Consider the following 17,000-nt stretch of genomic DNA (forward strand, 5'->3'; position numbering starts at 1 on the left):
TGACTCATCGGCCGACACAGAAAAGGCGAACGCCGTTGCTTGGCAAACCGCTACACTGTCGGCCATGGTTGGCGCGACTGCCCCCGAAACGGTGCGGGTGGTCGTGGCCGATGACCATCCGCTCTTTCGTGAGGGCGTGGTGCGCGCACTGTCGTCGAGCGGCTCGGTCAACGTCGTCGCCGAGGCGGAAGACGGCTCTGCGGCACTGGAATTGATCAAGGTGCACGAACCCGACGTCGCGCTGCTCGACTACCGGATGCCGGGCATGGACGGCGCGCAAGTGGCGGCGGCAGTGCGAACCCAGGGTTTGGCCACCCGAGTGTTGCTGATCTCGGCGCACGACGAGTCGGCGATCGTGTATCAGGCGCTGCAGCAGGGGGCCGCCGGGTTCGTGCTGAAGGACTCGACGCGCGGCGAGATCGTCAAAGCCGTCCTCGACTGCGCGCAGGGCCGCGACGTCGTGGCCCCCGCACTCGTCGGCGGCCTCGCCGCGGAAATCCGCCAGCGCGCGGAACCGTCGGCGCCCGTGCTGAGTGCGCGAGAGCGCGAGGTGCTCAACCGAATCGCGCGCGGTCAAAGCATCCCGACGATCGCGGGCGAGCTCTACGTGGCCCCGTCGACGGTCAAAACGCATGTGCAGCGCCTCTACGAGAAGCTCGGCGTCAGCGATCGCGCGGCCGCGGTCGCCGAGGCGATGCGACAAGGTCTGCTCAACTAGCCGCCGACCAGGGGTTTGGCGCCCGCTCAGCCTCGGCCCCCACCAACGCTTTTGCGGACGCGATCGCCTCGGCCACCAGGTGGCGGGCGCCGCGTTCCACCTCGTAGAGCCGGTCGGCGTCGACGCCCTCGGCAATCAGCTGCCGTCGCGCAAACACCAGCGGATCCATCGCCACGGGGTGGTTGGTCCGGTAGGTGATCGCCTCGACGAGGGTGGGCCCGCCGCCGGCACTCGCTCGTTGCACCGCTTCGGCGACCGAGGCGCTCACGGCGGCGACGTCCCTGCCGTCGACCGACCGCATGGGCATCCCGTCGGTCTCATAGGCGCGGCGGCGCGCATCGGGCCCGCCACGGATGTTCTCCACGACGAACACCACCGGCAGCCGCCAGGTCACGGCGATCTTTGCGGCCGTGGTGAATTCGACGGAGTGCGCGTCACGACCGCCGACGACACACAGCGTGACCTTGCCTTCGCCGGTCATCCGCTGCGCATTGGCGTCGCCGAGGGCGAACAGGGTCGATTGCCCCAGAACGCTTTCGTTGGCCAGCGCTTGCTTCCAATCGGCAGGGCCGGGTTTGCGCGACGCGCCGCGGGCTTTGCCGATCGTCTCGGCGATGACCGGACCCAGTGGCAGGGCCAGGCCGACGTGCTGGGCGTGCCGGATATGCGGCGCGGTGGCATTGACGATGTCACCGGGGCGAAGCGCCGCAGCCGTGCCGACGGCCACCGCCTCTTGCCCGAATTCCATCCGCACGGCCTCGTCGACCAGGCCGTCGCCGCGTGCCTCTTCCAGCGCCATGTCGAGCAGCCGCAAGACCCACATCCGGCGATACGGCTCCAGCCGGTCGTCGTGCCCAGACACTGTCGGCAGCGCAGCTGTGTGAGTCATGTGCCGGACCTCCTCCGTCTCAAGCGATCTGCTCGACGCTCAACGTAGGACGGTCGCGCGCGGCATACCTCCGCCGATCGGTCCGCAAAGGTGATGAATGCCCGTTCCCCCGATTGGGGGACAAACGGGTCGTCAGTCCGCCTGAGGTGTGCGCGGCGCGAGCAGCCGGTCGGCCGCCGTGTAGGGGTCCTGATCGCCGTCGACGACGGCCTCGGCGAGCCGGTCGAGGTCAGGTTGGGTCCGCAGCCGGGTCTGGGCCAGCGACAGGATCTGTGCACGGGCGCGGGCCAGCCGGCGGGCGCGGCTGTCGGTGCGGCGGTGGTCCTCGATGACGCCCATGAGCTCGTCGATGCCCTCGCCCTTGGCGGCGATCAACGACACGATCGGGGCGCTGGTCTCGGCCCGAAGGTCTCGGACCGTCTGCTTGGCGCCGTCCCGGTCCGCCTTGTTGACCGCCACGATGTCGGCGACCTCCAGCACCCCGGCCTTGGCGGCCTGGACGGCGTCGCCCGCACCGGGATTGAGAATGACGACGGTCGGGTCGGCGACGGCGGCGATCTCGATCTCGGACTGCCCCACCCCGACGGTCTCGAGCAGGACGACGTCGTAGCCGATCGCCCCCACCAGGCGGATGGCCGCCGGAACCGCGGCCGCCAGCCCGCCGAGATGGCCCCGGGTCGCCACCGAGCGGATGAGGACGTCGGAGTCGTTGATATGCGCGGCCATTCGAATGCGATCCCCCAGGAGCGCGCCGCCGCTGAACGGGGACGACGGGTCCACGGCCAGCACCGCCACCCGGCAACCCCGCGCGCGGTAGGCGCCGACCAGGGCGGCGACCGTCGTCGACTTGCCCGCGCCCGGCGGCCCGGTGATGCCGATGACGGGCCCCATGCGCTCGGGCGCGGGCCCGATCGCCGCCAGGACCTCGTCGCGCTGCTCCCCCTCGACGAGGCTGAGCAGCCGTCCCGCCGCGCGGGGAGATCCGTTGCGCGCGCGGTCGATCAGCTCAGCGATGATCATGTACGCATTATGGAGCCGCGACCTCGATCACCGTCGCCGAGCCCATCCCGCCGCCCGCGCACATCGCCGCGACGCCGATCCCGCCGCCGCGGCGGCGCAATTCGTGCACCAGGGTGACGAGCATCCGGGCTCCGGTCGCCGCGACGGGATGCCCCAGCGAGCAGCCGCTGCCGCTGACGTTGACCTTTTCGGGGTCAAGGTCGAGGAGCTTGATGGTGGCCACGCACATCGCCGCGAAGGCCTCGTTGATTTCAAACAGGTTCACGTCTGCGACCGAAAGGCCAGCGCGGCCAAGAGCTTTCGGGATCGCCTCGACCGGCGCCAAACCGGTGATCGCCGGGTCGACGCCGACCGACGCCCAGGACCGGATGGTGGCCAGCGCCGGCAGCCCGAGTCGGTCGCTGGCGATCGTCAACGCCGCGGCTCCGTCGTTGGCGCCGCAGGCGTTGCCCGCGGTGATGGAAAAGCCCTCGATTTCGGGGTGCAGCGGCTTGAGCGCGGCCAGCTTCTCCATGCTGGTGTCGCGTCGCGGGTGTTCGTCGACCGAGAACAACCCGTGTGGGGTGTCGATGGGGACGATCTCCTCTTTGAAGCGGCCTTCGTCGATGGCGGCGATGGCGTTGCGGTGCGAGCGCAGCGCCCAGGCGTCCATCTCCTCGCGGGTCACGCCGGCCTTGACGGCGGCGTTCCAGCCGACGGTGATCGACATGTCCATGTTGGGCGCGTCGGGGCGGTCCGGGTGGGTCGGCGGGAACCAGTCGACCCAGTCGCCGTCCACCTGCATCCGGGACCGCGGCGACGTGGATGCCGAGTTCACGCCGCCGGCGATGACGAGTTGGTCCATTCCCGCGCGCACGCTCGCCGCCGCGCTCTGCACGGCCGCCTGGCCCGCCGCGCAGTGGCGATTGTTGGCCAAGCCGGGCACCTGGGTCAGGCCCGCGGTGAGGGCCGCGTGGCGCGCCAGCACACCGCCGCCGTAGAGGCCTTCGCCCAGGATCACGTCGTCGACCTGCGCCGGGTCGAGATCCGCTGCCGCTTCGGTGACGACGTGGTGCGCCAGATCGAACGCGCTGGTGTCGCGCAGGGTCCCCTTGCGGGCCGTGCCGATGGGGGTGCGCAGGGCGGACACGATGACGGCTTCAGGCACGGGTCTTCTCCAGTTCGGCCGGTGGGTGCGCGGCGGTGAAAGCCACCCGCGCAATCACGAGAATACTATTCTCTCAACACGAGAGTACGCGTTGCAACAAGCGGCCGACGGCCGATCAGTTGGTGCGGTCGGACCATCCCGGCGGGAGGCGGTCGGGGCCGGTGTCGATGACGGTCTCGTCGTCGGTTCCGACGTATTCGAACAGGGTGATGTAGGCGAATTCGGGGACTTCGTAGATCGGGTAGGTCGGGCCTTGGTCTCGGTAGGCCCGCATCTCATCAAGGTGTTCGTTCTGGTAACAGACAGTGCGCTCGCCGTGCACGCGGATCCACTGGGGGAAGAAGATGACGCCGTGGATGCGCCGCTTGGACGGCAGAACGTTGACCGCCACACAGGTTCCGGTGGGTTCGGTCCAGGAGATCTTGAAACTGTCGTCGTCGAGCTGGACGAGGTTGACCTCCTGGCCCTTGACCCAGCGGCCACCGACATGCCCGGAGTGGATGCGGTAGTCGATTGTGGTGGCGTTCTTGACGTACATCTCGTACTGCCATCCGTTGGCGTAGGTGTAGATAAAGCGGTGCCCGACGATTCCCGAAAAGTCTTGCGGTGGAATCGGGTTTGCGACGCTGGTCATTGCCGTTCCTCCTGTGGGTCTCGGCCGTGCTGGCTGCCACGGTGATGATCCTGCCAGGGACGCCGCGCCGCTCATACAGCACAGCAGGCTTACACCGATGCGCCCGCCGGCGTGAGCGGTGGCCCTGCGGAAAGCGCGCAGGTCTGCGATGGTGGATAAATGGCTGAGGGAAGGATCGCGGTCCCGGGCGGCGAAGTGTGGTTCGAACGGACCGGAGGCGGCACGGGTCTGCCGCTGCTCGTCATACACGGCGGCCCCGGCCTACCGCACGGCTACCTGCGGTCGCTGGGGCGCTTGGCCACGCAGCGCGAAGTCATCTTCTGGGATCAGCTGGGTTGCGGGAAATCCAAATGCCCGCCAAACCACAAGCTTTGGACGATGGATCGCTCGGTGGCCGAGGTGGACGCCGTGGTGCGGGCTCTGGGGCTGGACCGTTTCCATCTTTTCGGCAATTCCTGGGGTGGGATGTTGGCCCAGCAATACATGCTCGACGCGACCCCCTCGGGCGTCGCCAGCCTCACCATCTCGAACAGCATCGCGTCCATTCCGGAGTTCGCGAAGATGGTGGCGCGCTTGAAGTCCGAGCTGGATCCGGCCACCCAGGCGGCCATCGACCGGCATGAAGCCGCCGGCACCACCTATGCGCCCGAATACCAGGCCGCGATACGCACCTGGAACGAAACCTACCTGTGCCGGGTGCGACCCTGGCCACGTGAGCTCGAGGACGCGTTCAGAGGCATGGGTGCGGAAATCTTCGAGACGATGTTCGGCCCCAGCGATTTTCACATCGTCGGGACGATCCGGGATTGGGACGTGTTCGAGCGCCTGCCCGAAATCTCCTCGCCCACAATGCTGCTCGCGGGCCGCTACGACGAATGCGTGCCGGAACACATGTTTGCGATGCACCAGCGCATAGCGGGCTCCCGGTTCGAGCTGTTCGAGTCCAGCGCCCACATGCCGTTCATCGAAGAGCCGGACAAGTTCGACGCGGTGATGCGTGACTTCCTGCGCCGCCACGACGCCTGAGGCCACCGCGGGCCGACAGCCTCAGTTTTTCTTGGCCGCGTTGAATTTCGCGACGTTGGCCCGGAAGTCCTCGGTGACAAAGGACTGGCTCTCGGCCGACAGCGCGTAGTCCAGGCTGGCCAGCACGGCGCGCTCCAGGTGGATGTTGAGCACCCGCTTGGTGCTCTCCACCGCCTGCTGGGGCAGTTCCAGAATCTTTTTCGCACAGGCGATCGCCTCCGAGACCGGGTCGGCCACCACGTGGTTGGCCAGTCCGAGTTCGACGGCGCGCGGCGCCTTGATGCGGGTTCCGGTCAGCGCGAACTCCTTGGCCAGCAGCAGGCTGATGTGCAGCGGCCAGGTCAGCGGGCCGCCGTCGGCGGCCACCAGGCCCACCTGCACGTGCGGGTCGGCCAGATAGGCGTCCTCGGCGATGTACACGATGTCGCTGAGCGCGACCAGGCTGCAGCCCAGCCCGACGGCGGGGCCATTGACGGCCGCCACCACGGGAATTCGGCACCGTGCCATGCCCAGCACGATCTCGCGCCCGTCCCGGATGGTTTTCGCGCGCAGCTCGGCGTCGTTCGCCAGCTCTTCCAGGTAGGTGAAATCGCCGCCGGCCGAGAATGCCCTGCCGGCGCCGGTGATGACCGCGGCGCGGGCGGTGGGGTCGTCGGTCAACCGCTGCCACAGCCGCGCGAGCCCGACGTGCAGGTTGTCGTTGACCGAGTTGAGCGACTCCGGCCGGTTGAGGGTGATGATGCGCAGCGCGCCGTCAGCCTGGACATCGATTTCGGTAGGCATGTCGTACACGTCAGACTCCTTCGATGGTCGTGACCCGCTTCACCCGGGCTTCGCCCGCGTTCGCGATCACTCCTACTTCAATGGTCGTGACCCGCTTCACCCGGGCTTCGCCCGCGTTCGCGATCACTCCTACAATCCCAAGATTCGTGAGGCGATGATGTTCTTCTGTATTTGTGATGTCCCGCCCATGACGCTCTGCGCCCGGCTGTACAGGTAGGCGCTGAGCAGATCGGGATCACGCGTGCCCGCGACGGCCAGGGCGGCGTGCCCGACGGATTGTTCCACCCAGGTCATCAGCAGCTTGTCCAGCGAGCCTTCCGAGCCGTGCGAAACCCCGTCGAGCTGTTCGGACAACCGCCGCCGCACGTGATGGGTCAGCATGTCCGACTGGATCGCGGCCCACGCCAGCTCCTCGGGCACGTCACCGTCGTTCCGCGACAACAACTCTCGGACAAGCTTGCCGTAGCGGGCGGCGTAGCCCAGTGTGGAGGGCTCGCGTTCGTGCCCGACGACGGTCATGGCCACCGCCCAGCCGTCCCCGGGAGCACCGACCATCCGGTCCGCCGGGACCGTGGCATCGTCGAAGAACACCTGACCGAATTCGTTGGTCACGCCGTTGATCATCTGCAGCGGACGCTGTTGCACGCCAGGCTGTTTCATCTCCAGGACGAACGCCGACAGGCCGCGGTGACGCTTGGCCGCGGGATCGGTGCGCGCGAGCAGCAGGCACCAGTCGGCCACGTCGGAATAGCTGGTCCAGATCTTGTGCCCATTCACCACGTACTTGTCGCCCTCGAGGCGGGCGGTGGTGGTCAGCGAGGCCAGATCCGAACCGGCGCCCGGCTCGCTGAAGCCCTGACACCACCGCTCGCTGCCGTTGATGATGCCGGGCAGGAAGCGCTTGCGCACCTCGTCGTTGGCGTGCTCGCCGATGCCGTACACCAGATAGCCGACGCTGGGCCGCGGCGGTGCGCCCGCGCGCACCAGCTCCTCGTCGACGATGACGTCGTAGACCGGCGCCAGGTCCTGCCCGCCCCACTCGCGGGGCCAGGACAGGCCGAAAAAGCCGTTGTCGTACAGGGCGCGATGCCAGTCGGCCATGCGCGCCCAATACTCGTCCCCGGTGCCGGAGAACTCCTTGGCGTGCGCCGAAAGCCAGGTGCGCAGCCGCTCCCGGAAGGCGGCCTCGTCGGGTGAGTCACGAAAGTCCAAGATCGATCTCCTTCAACGCGACCGGCCACAGCTCGGTCGAGGTCAGGGCGCGGCGCAGGTAGACGTGCGCCACGCATTCCCAGGTGTTGCCGATGCCGCCGTGCACCTGAATGGCCGTCTCACAGACGGTTCGGGTGGCGCGCGCGCAATAGACCTTGGCGATCTGGGCGGCCCGAATGGCTTCGGCGGGTGCCAACTCGTCGACGGCCCACGCGGCGTGGCGCAACACGCTGACCGAACCTTCAATCAGCGCAAGGCTTTCGGCCAGCAGATGCGCGATGGCTTGGTACGACCCGATCTGCTTGCCGTATTGTTCGCGGATCTTGGCGTAGTCGCAGGCGACGGCGTGCGCGCCGCGCGCGACGCCGACCAGGTCCGCCGTCGTCGTGACCAGAGCCAGTGCCCGCCACTGCTCGGCAGCCTCAGGTGACACCTCGCCCAGCGCCACCGGCGAACCCACGATCGTCGCCTCGGCCCGCGTGAGGTCGACGCCATCGGTCAACGCCTGCACATCGACGGCCGAGACCGACCCGCCCGAGAGCGCTAACGCACGCCGCGCGCCGCGAGCGTCGATCACCCGATCGTCGACCGCGACCGTTGTCCCCGAGGCGTCTTCCCCGATGTGACGGCCGAGATCGTCGGCAAGCACCGGGCCGAGAAACGGCGTGTCAACCAGACGACGCCCCAATTCCTCTGCCACGATGGCCACTTCGACGCCCGAGGCCCCATCGGAGCGCAACGAGCGCCAGCCCGTGGACTCGATCTGCTTGTCCAGGCGCGTGATTCGGTTCTGGTCGTCGAGATCCTGGACCGTTGCCGGTCCCAGATCGTCGGCCAGCTTGGCGGCGGCGTCGCGCAATTGCTGTTGTTCAGTTGTCAGACGTACATCCATGGCGCTCCTTCAGCACTCGGCGCAGCACCTTGCCCGAGGGCAGGCGGGGAATTTCAGGCACAAACACCACTCGGCCCAGATGTTTATAGGACGCCAACTTCTCGTCCACCAGGGCGGTCAGCTGGGACGCGTCGACGGGCGCGGACGTCGCGACCGCGGCGACGATCGCCTCGCCGTTGGTTCCGTCGGGAATCCCGAACACCGCACAGTCTTTCACCGCCGGATGACCGTGCAACACCGCCTCGATCTCGGCGGGGGCGACCTGGAAGCCGCGGACTTTGATCATCTCCTTGAGGCGGTCGGAGATCCGCAGCCAGCCGCCGGTATCCAGCCACCCGACGTCTCCGGTCCGATACCAGCCATCCCGGATCGCCTCGCCGGTCGCTTCGGCCGGCAGGTAGCCGGCCATGAGCGACGCCGACCGGGCCTGAATCTCACCGACCTCACCGGGGCCGACCGGCTCGCCCGTCTCCAGCGAGACGACCCGCAGGTCCACACCGGGTACCGCGCGACCGACGGTGTCGAGTCGCGCGTCCTCGATCGGATTACAGGCGATGACAGGCAATTCCGTGGTCCCGTAGGCCGGAAGCCAGCTCACGCCGGTGCGCCGGGTCACGGTCTGCGCGACGTTGGCGTTGACCGGTGTGGCTCCCCACATGATGTAGCGCAGCGACGACAGGTCATAGGATTCCAGGCCAGGGTGCGAGGCGATGGCGAGCGCGATGGGTGCGACCGCCATTTCCACTGTGATGCGGTCACTTTCGATGTGGTGCAGCACCCGGTCGATGTCGAACCGGCGGTGCAGCCGCACGCAGGCGCCCGTCTCCCACGCGGTCAGCAGGTTCAGCAGCCCGAGGATGTGTGACGGTGGCGTGGCAACTTGGATCCGGTCATGGTGCGTCAGTTGCAGCGCGTGGCGCCAGTGCCGCACGGCCTCGTCCAGCGAGGCGTGGGTGTGGCGGACGGCCTTGGGCAGGCCGGTGGTGCCGGAGCTGAACACCAGCGCCGCGTCGGCCTCAGCCGGCGGCGCAGGACCGGTGGCCAGGTCGGCCGGTGGGACGGGCTCGTCCAGGTGCAGCATCGGCATCAGGCCGGCCAGCACGGGGTGGTCGCCGACGGCGTGCGCGGGACCCGTCAGCGCGAGCGCGTGGTCGACCTCGTCGCGTTTCCAGGCCGGGCTGATGAGGACGGCCGTGGCGGCCAGCCGCCAGATCGCGAGCACCACGGCGAGGAACTCCGGCCGGTTGGACGCCATGACCGCGACCCGCTGACCTGCTGTGACGCCGTCTTTCGCCAGGGCCGCGGCCCATCCGTCGGCCAACGCGTGGAGTTCGGGCGCGCTGAATCGCCGTTCCTCGAACACGAGCGCCGCCGGCTCGGTCACGTCCCGTCCTTCCCTGACAGACCGGGCTGACCCGACATCCATACAAGTCTTGAGAAGATGCTATCGCTTCGTGAGAATAGTATTCTCTATACTGAAGAATGCAAGTACGGAAGGGGGCGGTCTACGTGACGGTCACCCGGATCATCGAGGAGACCCCACGGGTGACAGATCCGGCCACAAACGGCTCCGGCGCCGGAACCGTGACGATTCATCTCGACCGCAAAAAGGTCTCGGTGCCCAGGGTGCCGGGCGAGACGCTCCTGGAGACCGCGCGGCGCGCCGGGCTGGAGCCGCCATTCAGTTGCGAGGCCGGCAACTGCGGGACGTGCATGGCCAAGCTCGAAGAGGGGCACGCCACCATGCGGGTCAACGACGCTCTCGAACCCGACGAGGTCGAAGAGGGCTACATTCTGACGTGCCAGGGCGTTCCGGATACGGACTCGATCACGGTGCGCTACGAGTAGCAGCCAGGAGAGATTGCGATGGCCAAGGGCATCATCCTCGTGGAAAGTCGGCCCAGCTCGCCCGACCGGGAAGACGAGTACAACACCTGGTACGACGAGGTGCACCTGGGTGAGCTGGTGGCGCTGGACGGATTCGTCTCGGCACGTCGACTGCGACCCGTCGACGGCGACGGCCCCTACATGGCCATCTACGAGATCGAAGGCGACGATCTGCAGGCAATCCTGGACAACATGATCGCCAACGGGCCGCAGCTGCACATGTCCGACGCCCTGCAGCTGGACCCGCCGCCGATTCCACGACTGCTCGAAACCACCACCGAGTGCAGCGGCTGACCGAGCTCGCGTCGCGCACACATGAGGAGCCCATTGATGAAGGCCGATGACCTGATCCTGGTGAGCATTGACGACCACGTGGTCGAACCGCCGGACATGTTCCTGCGCCACGTGCCCGCCAAGTACCGGGACGAGGCACCGATCGTCGTGACCGATGACAAGGGCGTCGACCAGTGGATGTACCAGGGCCGGCCACAGGGCGTGAGCGGACTCAACGCCGTGGTGTCGTGGCCTGCCGAGGAGTGGGGCCGCGACCCCGCCGGCTTCGCCGAGATGCGTCCGGGCGTCTACGACGTCCACGAGCGCGTCCGTGACATGAACCGCAACGGCATCCTCGCGTCGATGTGCTTCCCGACGTTCACCGGCTTTTCGGCCCGGCACCTCAACATGACGCGCGAGGACGTCACCTTAGTGATGGTGTCGGCCTACAACGACTGGCACATCGACGAATGGGCCGGCTCCTACCCGGACCGGTTCATCCCCATCGCGATCCTGCCGACCTGGACTCCAGAGGGCATGTGCGCCGAGATCCGTAGGGTCGCCGCGAAGGGCTGCCGAGCGGTCACCATGCCGGAATTGCCGCATCTGGAAGGACTTCCGAGCTACCACGACGAGGACTACTGGGGGCCGGTGTTTCGCACGTTGTCCGAGGAGAACGTGGTGATGTGTCTGCACATCGGCACCGGCTTCGGGGCGATCAGCATGGCGCCCGACGCCCCGATCGACAACATGATCATCCTGGCCACCCAGGTCTCGGCGATGTGCGCCCAGGACCTGCTGTGGGGCCCGGCGATGCGCAACTACCCCGACCTGAAATTCGCCTTCTCCGAAGGCGGTATCGGCTGGATCCCCTTCTACCTCGACCGCAGCGACCGCCACTACACCAACCAGAAGTGGCTACGCCGCGACTTCGGCGACAAGCTGCCCAGCGACGTCTTCCGCGAGCATTCGCTGGCCTGCTATGTCACCGACAAGACGTCGCTGAAGCTGCGCCACGAAATCGGCATCGACATCATCGCCTGGGAGTGCGACTACCCGCACTCGGACTGCTTCTGGCCCGACGCGCCCGAACAGGTGCTGGCCGAACTGAACGCCGCCGGCGCCGACGACTCCGACATCAACAAGATCACCTGGGCCAACGCCTGCCGGTTCTTCGGCTGGGACCCGTTCGCCCGCACGCCCCGAGAGCAGGCGACCGTTAAGGCCCTGCGCGCCAAGGCAACCGACGTGGATGTGTCGATCCGGTCGCGCGCCGAGTGGGCGCGGCGTTATCAGGAAAAGCAGCTGGCCACGTCCTGACGCCGAACGTCGAGTTGTTGGGCGAAATCGGCGATTTTTGCGCCACAACTCGACGCTCGGGGCATCGTCAGCCCGTTGGCGGGTTGACGAACCACACGTTCTCCTCGCGCAGGCTGCGGCTGCGCCAACCGTCGTCGGTGCGCGTCAGCTCGTGGTGGTAGTAGCCGCCGCAGTAACTCAACTCCGCCATGCCCGGCAACTGCATGGGGTTGTAGAACATGGCGCGCACTGTCGCGGAATCGCCGTGCAGCGCCAGGATTTCCACGTTGGTGATGTAGTGCATCGACATCGGGATCGCGCCGAAGCCCTGCTCCAGCCATGCGGCCACCTCGTCGCGAGGGCCCGCCGCCGCGCCCGCCGACGAGTAGTCGATATGCGCGTCGTCGGTGAAGACCGAGCGGTACAGCTGCCAATCCTTGGCATCAACGGCCCGGGCGTATCTGTTGAGTAGCGCGGTGATTTCGAGCTCGTCGGCGACCCGCTGCAGATCCATCGTTGCACCTCATATCCCTTGGCGTCGAACGTCGACGTGTTGCGCGAAATCGGCGATTCTGGCGCCATAACTCGACGTTCGGCGGACGGACTAGCCTTGCGGCAGTTCCACTCCCTCAAAACTTTTGAGCATCTCGGCCGGCGGCGGCGTCATCTGGAGATAAACGTCTATGTGCCGGATCCGGTCATCATCGGTGAACTCATAGACGGTCAGCGAATTGACCACGCTACGGAATTCGCCCACCTCGCTCCGTTCCTCGAGTTCGAGAAACACGCGGCCGCCGGACTCGGTGATGTGCTTGAAAGAACACTCCCACTCCGACGATGTCGCCCAATTGGTGAGGAATTCGACATAGTCCGGCCACTTCATCACCTCTTTGAACGCACCGATTCGCTCGAATTCGCCCACGGCGACCAGCTCGGCCAGCGGTCTCCAACTGTCCGCCGAGAAGCCCGGTTTCTTCGCTTGGTCGACGAGGCGCTTCGTGGTGGCGCCGTATTGCAGCACCACGTGCGATCGGCCGGTGTACGAGTCGATAACATCCTCGACCGTTGGCAAGGCATTCACGCCCACACCCCGGCCTTTCGCAGGTAACGTCGCAGGATCCCGATGCGCCCCATGAGAATTCCCCTTTCACCAGCGAGACGTAGCCAGCGCCTTTGCGTCCAACGTCGACTTGTTGCGCGAAAATCGCCGATCCTGGCGCAACTACTCGACGCTCGGCAGTTCCGGCGGTGGACGGTACTCGGGTTCGTAGCCGGAGACGTGAATCGGGCTGCCCACCAGACGGAAATCACCCGCTGTCACAACCACTTCCGGGGTGGCCTCGAGGGCCTCGGGCAGGGTCCTGACGGCCGCCGCCGGAACCCCGAGCGGGCGCAGCCGGCGTTCCCACCCGGCCGCGCTGTCGGTCGCCAGCATCGCCGTGACGACGGCGAGCACTTCGTCGCGGCGGGCGACCCGCTCGGCCATCGTCTCGAAACCACCGATGCCTGCCTCCGCGGCGAACGACTTCCAGAACCCGTCATGGGTGATGAACAGCGCCAGATAGCCATCCGCGGTCGGAAACAGCTGAGCCGGAACGTAATACGAGTGCGCCCCGTGGGGGCGCCGCTGCGGCTCCACCCCGCTGTTGAGGTAGGCGGAGGCGTGGTAGTTGAGCTGCGACAACATGACGTCGCGCAGCGACACGTCCACCTGCCCGCCGGTGCCGGAGATGATCTTGGCCAACAGCCCCAACGCCGCCGACATTCCGGTGGAGTTGTCGGCCGACGAGTAGCCGGGCAGCGTCGGCGGACCGTCGGGGTCACCGGTCAGCGCCGCGGTGCCGACGCCGGCCTGCACCACGTAGTCGAACGCAGGGTCGTCGCCGCCGTACAGACCGAAGCCGGTGATCGCCACGCAGACGATCCGCTCGTTGTGCCCTCGCAGCTGCTCGTAGGTGAGCCCCAACCGGCGGATGGCCGACGGCTTCAAGTTCACCAGCAGCGCGTGGGATTCGCCGACCAGGTCGCCCAGGCGCTGTTGTCCCGCATCCGAATTCAAATCCAGGCAGATGCTGGACTTGTTCCGATTGAGGCTGGCGAAGTACGTGGCGCCGACGCTGCGGGAGATCTCGCCGCCGGCGGGCTCGATCTTGGTGACCTCGGCCCCGAGGTCGGCGAGCAACATGGTGGCATACGGGCCGGCCAGCATGGTGCCGACCTCAAGGATGCGGATCCCCGCCAGCGGCCCGGTGTTGCTGGGAGTCAACGCAATTCCGCGGCGAGCGAGGCGATCATTTCGCGGGTACGACGCTTGGACGCGACCAGCTCGTCCCGGCTGTCACCGATGGGCAGCAGCCGCACCGAGAGATCGGTCACGCCGGCATCAGCGAATCGGCGCATCCTGGCCAGAATCTGTTCGGAGTCGCCGGCCGCGCACAGGTCGCCGACGTCGCGGGCATCGCCGCGGTCGAGCAGGCGCTGGTAGTTGGGCGACACCTCGGCCTCCCCCAGGATGCGGTTGGCCCGCTCCTTGGCCTCCTCGACTTGCGAAGGCGCACACAGACATACCGGGATGCCCGCGACGATCCGCGGCGGGGGTCGCCCGGCATCGGCGGCGGCCTTGGTGATCTTCGGCGCGATGTGGTCACCGATCGCGCGCTCGTCGGCCATCCACAACACGGTGCCGTCGGCGAGTTCACCGGCGAGCTGCAGCATCACCGGTCCCAGCGCGGCGACCAGCACCGGCATCGGAACATCGGCCCCGATCGCCAGCGGGTTGTGCACGGTGAACGAATCGTTCTCGACGTCGACCGGTCCCGGCCCGGCGACGGCGGCGTTGAGCACCTGCAGGTAATCGCGGGTGTAGGCGGCCGGCTTCTCGTACGGCAGGCCGAGCATGTCCCGGATGATCCAGTGGTGCGACGGCCCGACACCGAGAGCCAGCCGTCCGCCTGCCACCGCGTGCGTCGAAAGCGCTTGGCGGGCAAGCGCGATCGGATGCTGGGCCTGCAGCGGCACCACCGCGGTACCCAGTTCGATGCGCGAGCTGTGCGCGGCCATCAGCGACACCATGGTCAGGCAGTCGAAGTCGTTGGGCACCTGCGGCATCCACGCGGTGTCCAGCCCCGCGGATTCGGCCCATTCGATATCGGAGGCCAGCTTGTGCACCTTGCGGGCCATGTCGCCACGCTCGGCACCGATCATTACTCCGACGCGCACTGTTCCTCTTTTTCTTCCGAAGCGGGCTCGGGGGTCCCGGTCAGCGCGCGGATGTCGCGCACCAGGTTGTCCAGCGGTGTCCCGGTGGGGAATACGGCCGCGGCCCCGGCGGAGAGCAGTTTGGGGACGTCGGCGTGCGGGATGGTCCCGCCGACGACGACCGAGATGTCGGCGGCGTCGGCGGCGCGCAGCGCCTCGACGGTGCGCGCGGTGAGCGCCAGGTGCGCACCGGACAGGATGCTCAGGCCGACCACGGCGACGTCTTCCTGCACCGCGATCGAGGCGATGTCCTCGATACGCTGGCGGATGCCGGTGTAGATGACCTCGAATCCGGCGTCGCGCAGGGTGCGGGCGACGATCTTGGCGCCGCGGTCGTGTCCGTCCAGGCCGGGTTTGGCAACGAGAACGCGAACGGCCACTTAGAACACCACCGGCTGCTGGAACTCGCCCCACACTGCTTTGAGCGCGGAGACCATCTCCCCGACCGTGCAGTAGGCGTTGGCACAGTCGATCAACTTGTGCATCAGGTTGTCGTCTCCTTCGGCGGAACGCGACAGGGCGGCGAGGCTGGATTTCACTGCGGCCGAATCCCTTTCGGATTTTACCTTGGAGAGCCGCTTGAGCTGAAGATCACGCCCTTCGGCGTCGAGCTCATAGGTGACGACATCGTGTTCGGGTTCCTCGGTCACGAAGCGGTTGACGCCGACGACCGGGCGGTCGCCGGACTCGATGTCCTGGTGGATCTTGAATGCCTCGTCGGCGATCAGGCCCTGTAGGTAACCGTCCTCGATGGCATGGACCATTCCTCCGTGCCGCTCGAGGTCGGACATGATCTCGATGATGCGCTCCTCGGTCGCGTCGGTCAGCGCCTCCACGAAGTACGAGCCGCCCAGCGGGTCGGCCACACTGGCCACGCCGGTTTCGTGCGCGAGGATCTGCTGGGTGCGCAACGCCAGCGTGGTGGTCTCCTCGGTGGGCAGCGCGAATGGTTCGTCCCAGGCCGCCGTGAACATCGACTGGACGCCGCCCAATACGGCGGCCATGGCTTCGTAGGCCACCCGGACGATGTTGTTGTGGGCCTGCGGGGCATACAGCGACGCCCCGCCGCAGACGCAGCCGAAGCGGAACATCGCCGCCTTGTCCTTCGTCGCCCCGTAGCGCTCCCGCACGATCGTCGCCCAACGCCGCCGTCCCGCACGGTATTTGGCGATCTCTTCGAAGAAGTCCCCGTGGGTGTAGAAGAAGAACGAGATCTGCGGCGCGAACTGGTCGATCGTCATGCGGCCGCGTTCCACCACAGTGTCGCAGTAGGTGACGCCGTCGGCGAGGGTGAACGCCATCTCCTGCACGGCGTTGGCCCCGGCGTCGCGGAAATGCGCACCGGCGACCGAGATTGCGTTGAACCTGGGCACCTCGGCGGCGCAGAACTCGATGGTGTCCGCGATCAACCGCAAAGACGGCTCCGGCGGCCAGATCCAGGTCCCGCGCGAGGCGTACTCCTTGAGGATGTCGTTCTGGATGGTCCCGGTGAGCTTCGAGCGCGGGATGCCCTTTTTCTCGGCCGCGGCGACGTAGAAGGCCAGCAGGATCGCCGCCGTGCCGTTGATGGTCATGCTGGTGCTGAGCTTGTCCAGCGGGATGCCATCGAAGAGGATCTCGAAGTCGGCCAGGGTATCCACCGCGACGCCGACCCGGCCGACCTCCTCACCGAACTCGGGGTCGTCGGAGTCGTATCCGCACTGCGTCGGCAGGTCGAGCGCCACCGACAACCCGGTCCCGCCCTGATCCAGCAGGTAGCGGTACCGGCGATTGGACTCCTCGGCGGTGCCGAACCCCGAATATTGGCGGAAGGTCCACAGCTTGCCGCGGTAGCCCGACGCGAAGTTGCCGCGAGTGAAGGGAAACTCCCCGGGCGGGGGAGGCTCGGCGCCTCTATCCGCCGGCCCATATACGGGCTGCAGCGGGATGCCGGAGGGAGTGTGGGCCGTATTATCCATCGGT

General features: G+C 67.3%; 19 protein-coding genes. 5 read left to right on the plus strand and 14 right to left on the minus strand.

Annotation, left to right across the window (positions count from 1 at the left end; translation table 11 throughout):
• Positions 1-64 precede the first annotated feature (64 nt).
• Positions 65-718, plus strand: a complete 654-nt coding sequence (locus tag QGN31_RS21775; RefSeq protein ID WP_009954400.1) for a response regulator — start codon at positions 65-67, stop codon at positions 716-718.
• Here QGN31_RS21775 and QGN31_RS21780 read toward each other — a convergent pair.
• From QGN31_RS21780 to QGN31_RS21795, 4 genes are all read right to left on the minus strand, one after another.
• Entirely contained in the window at positions 711-1,607 is an 897-nt protein-coding gene (locus tag QGN31_RS21780) for a thiamine pyrophosphate-dependent enzyme (RefSeq protein WP_014941291.1), read from the minus strand. The two genes, QGN31_RS21775 and QGN31_RS21780, sit on opposite strands and share 8 nt — an antisense overlap.
• Positions 1,608-1,739: 132 nt before the next feature.
• Positions 1,740-2,627 (minus strand): methylmalonyl Co-A mutase-associated GTPase MeaB, encoded by an 888-nt coding sequence (gene meaB, locus QGN31_RS21785; RefSeq protein WP_014941290.1) that lies wholly within the window; start codon positions 2,625-2,627, stop codon positions 1,740-1,742.
• A gap of 7 nt (positions 2,628-2,634) precedes the next feature.
• Positions 2,635-3,774, minus strand: coding sequence for a thiolase family protein (locus tag QGN31_RS21790; RefSeq protein WP_008253595.1), 1,140 nt, complete (start codon positions 3,772-3,774; stop codon positions 2,635-2,637).
• 115 nt (positions 3,775-3,889) lie between these two features.
• Positions 3,890-4,408: a phenolic acid decarboxylase gene (locus QGN31_RS21795; protein WP_014941289.1), complete on the minus strand. Its 519-nt coding sequence runs from the start codon at positions 4,406-4,408 to the stop codon at positions 3,890-3,892.
• Positions 4,409-4,567: 159 nt separating this feature from the next.
• Here QGN31_RS21795 and QGN31_RS21800 point away from each other — a divergent pair, with 159 nt between their 5' ends.
• Positions 4,568-5,434: a proline iminopeptidase-family hydrolase gene (locus QGN31_RS21800; RefSeq protein WP_036458214.1), complete on the plus strand. Its 867-nt coding sequence runs from the start codon at positions 4,568-4,570 to the stop codon at positions 5,432-5,434.
• 21 nt (positions 5,435-5,455) lie between these two features.
• Here the strand turns inward: QGN31_RS21800 and QGN31_RS21805 are convergent, their stop codons facing one another.
• The 4 genes from QGN31_RS21805 to QGN31_RS21820 form a co-directional block, all read right to left on the minus strand.
• Positions 5,456-6,226, minus strand: coding sequence for an enoyl-CoA hydratase/isomerase family protein (locus tag QGN31_RS21805; protein WP_008253578.1), 771 nt, complete (start codon positions 6,224-6,226; stop codon positions 5,456-5,458).
• Positions 6,227-6,346: 120 nt separating this feature from the next.
• Positions 6,347-7,429 (minus strand): acyl-CoA dehydrogenase family protein, encoded by a 1,083-nt coding sequence (locus QGN31_RS21810; RefSeq protein ID WP_014941286.1) that lies wholly within the window; start codon positions 7,427-7,429, stop codon positions 6,347-6,349.
• Complete coding sequence (locus tag QGN31_RS21815; RefSeq protein ID WP_014941285.1) at positions 7,416-8,321, minus strand: acyl-CoA dehydrogenase family protein; 906 nt, start codon at positions 8,319-8,321, stop codon at positions 7,416-7,418. Before QGN31_RS21815 ends, QGN31_RS21810 begins: the two co-directional genes overlap by 14 nt.
• Entirely contained in the window at positions 8,299-9,705 is a 1,407-nt protein-coding gene (locus QGN31_RS21820) for a class I adenylate-forming enzyme family protein (protein ID WP_008253575.1), read from the minus strand. The genes QGN31_RS21815 and QGN31_RS21820 overlap by 23 nt, the downstream gene beginning before the upstream one ends.
• A 125-nt stretch (positions 9,706-9,830) precedes the next feature.
• On the opposite strand from QGN31_RS21820, the gene QGN31_RS21825 reads away from it, so the two are divergent.
• Genes QGN31_RS21825 through QGN31_RS21835 form a run of 3 tightly spaced genes read left to right on the plus strand, consistent with a single transcriptional unit; the run spans position 9,831 to position 11,801 of the window.
• On the plus strand, positions 9,831-10,169 hold the full coding sequence (locus QGN31_RS21825; RefSeq protein WP_014379137.1) for a 2Fe-2S iron-sulfur cluster-binding protein: 339 nt from the start codon (positions 9,831-9,833) through the stop codon (positions 10,167-10,169).
• 18 nt (positions 10,170-10,187) lie between these two features.
• Positions 10,188-10,502, plus strand: a complete 315-nt coding sequence (locus tag QGN31_RS21830) for a DUF4286 family protein (RefSeq protein WP_008253567.1) — start codon at positions 10,188-10,190, stop codon at positions 10,500-10,502.
• Between the two features lie 36 nt (positions 10,503-10,538).
• Positions 10,539-11,801: an amidohydrolase family protein gene (locus tag QGN31_RS21835; RefSeq protein ID WP_009954408.1), complete on the plus strand. Its 1,263-nt coding sequence runs from the start codon at positions 10,539-10,541 to the stop codon at positions 11,799-11,801.
• A 67-nt stretch (positions 11,802-11,868) separates the two neighbouring features.
• Here QGN31_RS21835 and QGN31_RS21840 read toward each other — a convergent pair whose 3' ends face one another.
• The 6 genes from QGN31_RS21840 to QGN31_RS21865 all read right to left on the minus strand — a co-directional run bounded on the left by QGN31_RS21840 (position 11,869) and on the right by QGN31_RS21865 (position 16,996).
• Entirely contained in the window at positions 11,869-12,294 is a 426-nt protein-coding gene (locus QGN31_RS21840; protein ID WP_009954409.1) for a nuclear transport factor 2 family protein, read from the minus strand.
• Positions 12,295-12,384: 90 nt separating this feature from the next.
• On the minus strand, positions 12,385-12,861 hold the full coding sequence (locus tag QGN31_RS21845; RefSeq protein WP_014379135.1) for a hypothetical protein: 477 nt from the start codon (positions 12,859-12,861) through the stop codon (positions 12,385-12,387).
• A gap of 141 nt (positions 12,862-13,002) precedes the next feature.
• A complete protein-coding gene (locus tag QGN31_RS21850; protein WP_014383826.1) occupies positions 13,003-14,046 on the minus strand; it encodes a CaiB/BaiF CoA transferase family protein in 1,044 nt (347 codons plus the stop codon).
• Complete coding sequence (locus QGN31_RS21855; protein WP_020188702.1) at positions 14,043-14,999, minus strand: LLM class F420-dependent oxidoreductase; 957 nt, start codon at positions 14,997-14,999, stop codon at positions 14,043-14,045. Before QGN31_RS21855 ends, QGN31_RS21850 begins: the two co-directional genes overlap by 4 nt.
• Positions 14,984-15,418: a cobalamin B12-binding domain-containing protein gene (locus tag QGN31_RS21860; protein WP_008253559.1), complete on the minus strand. Its 435-nt coding sequence runs from the start codon at positions 15,416-15,418 to the stop codon at positions 14,984-14,986. Before QGN31_RS21860 ends, QGN31_RS21855 begins: the two co-directional genes overlap by 16 nt.
• Positions 15,419-16,996, minus strand: a complete 1,578-nt coding sequence (locus QGN31_RS21865; RefSeq protein WP_014381809.1) for a methylmalonyl-CoA mutase family protein — start codon at positions 16,994-16,996, stop codon at positions 15,419-15,421.
• Positions 16,997-17,000: the final 4 nt, after the last annotated feature.

The organism is Mycobacterium sp. 2-64, from assembly GCF_035918375.1.
Lineage (GTDB): Bacteria > Actinomycetota > Actinomycetes > Mycobacteriales > Mycobacteriaceae > Mycobacterium > Mycobacterium intracellulare.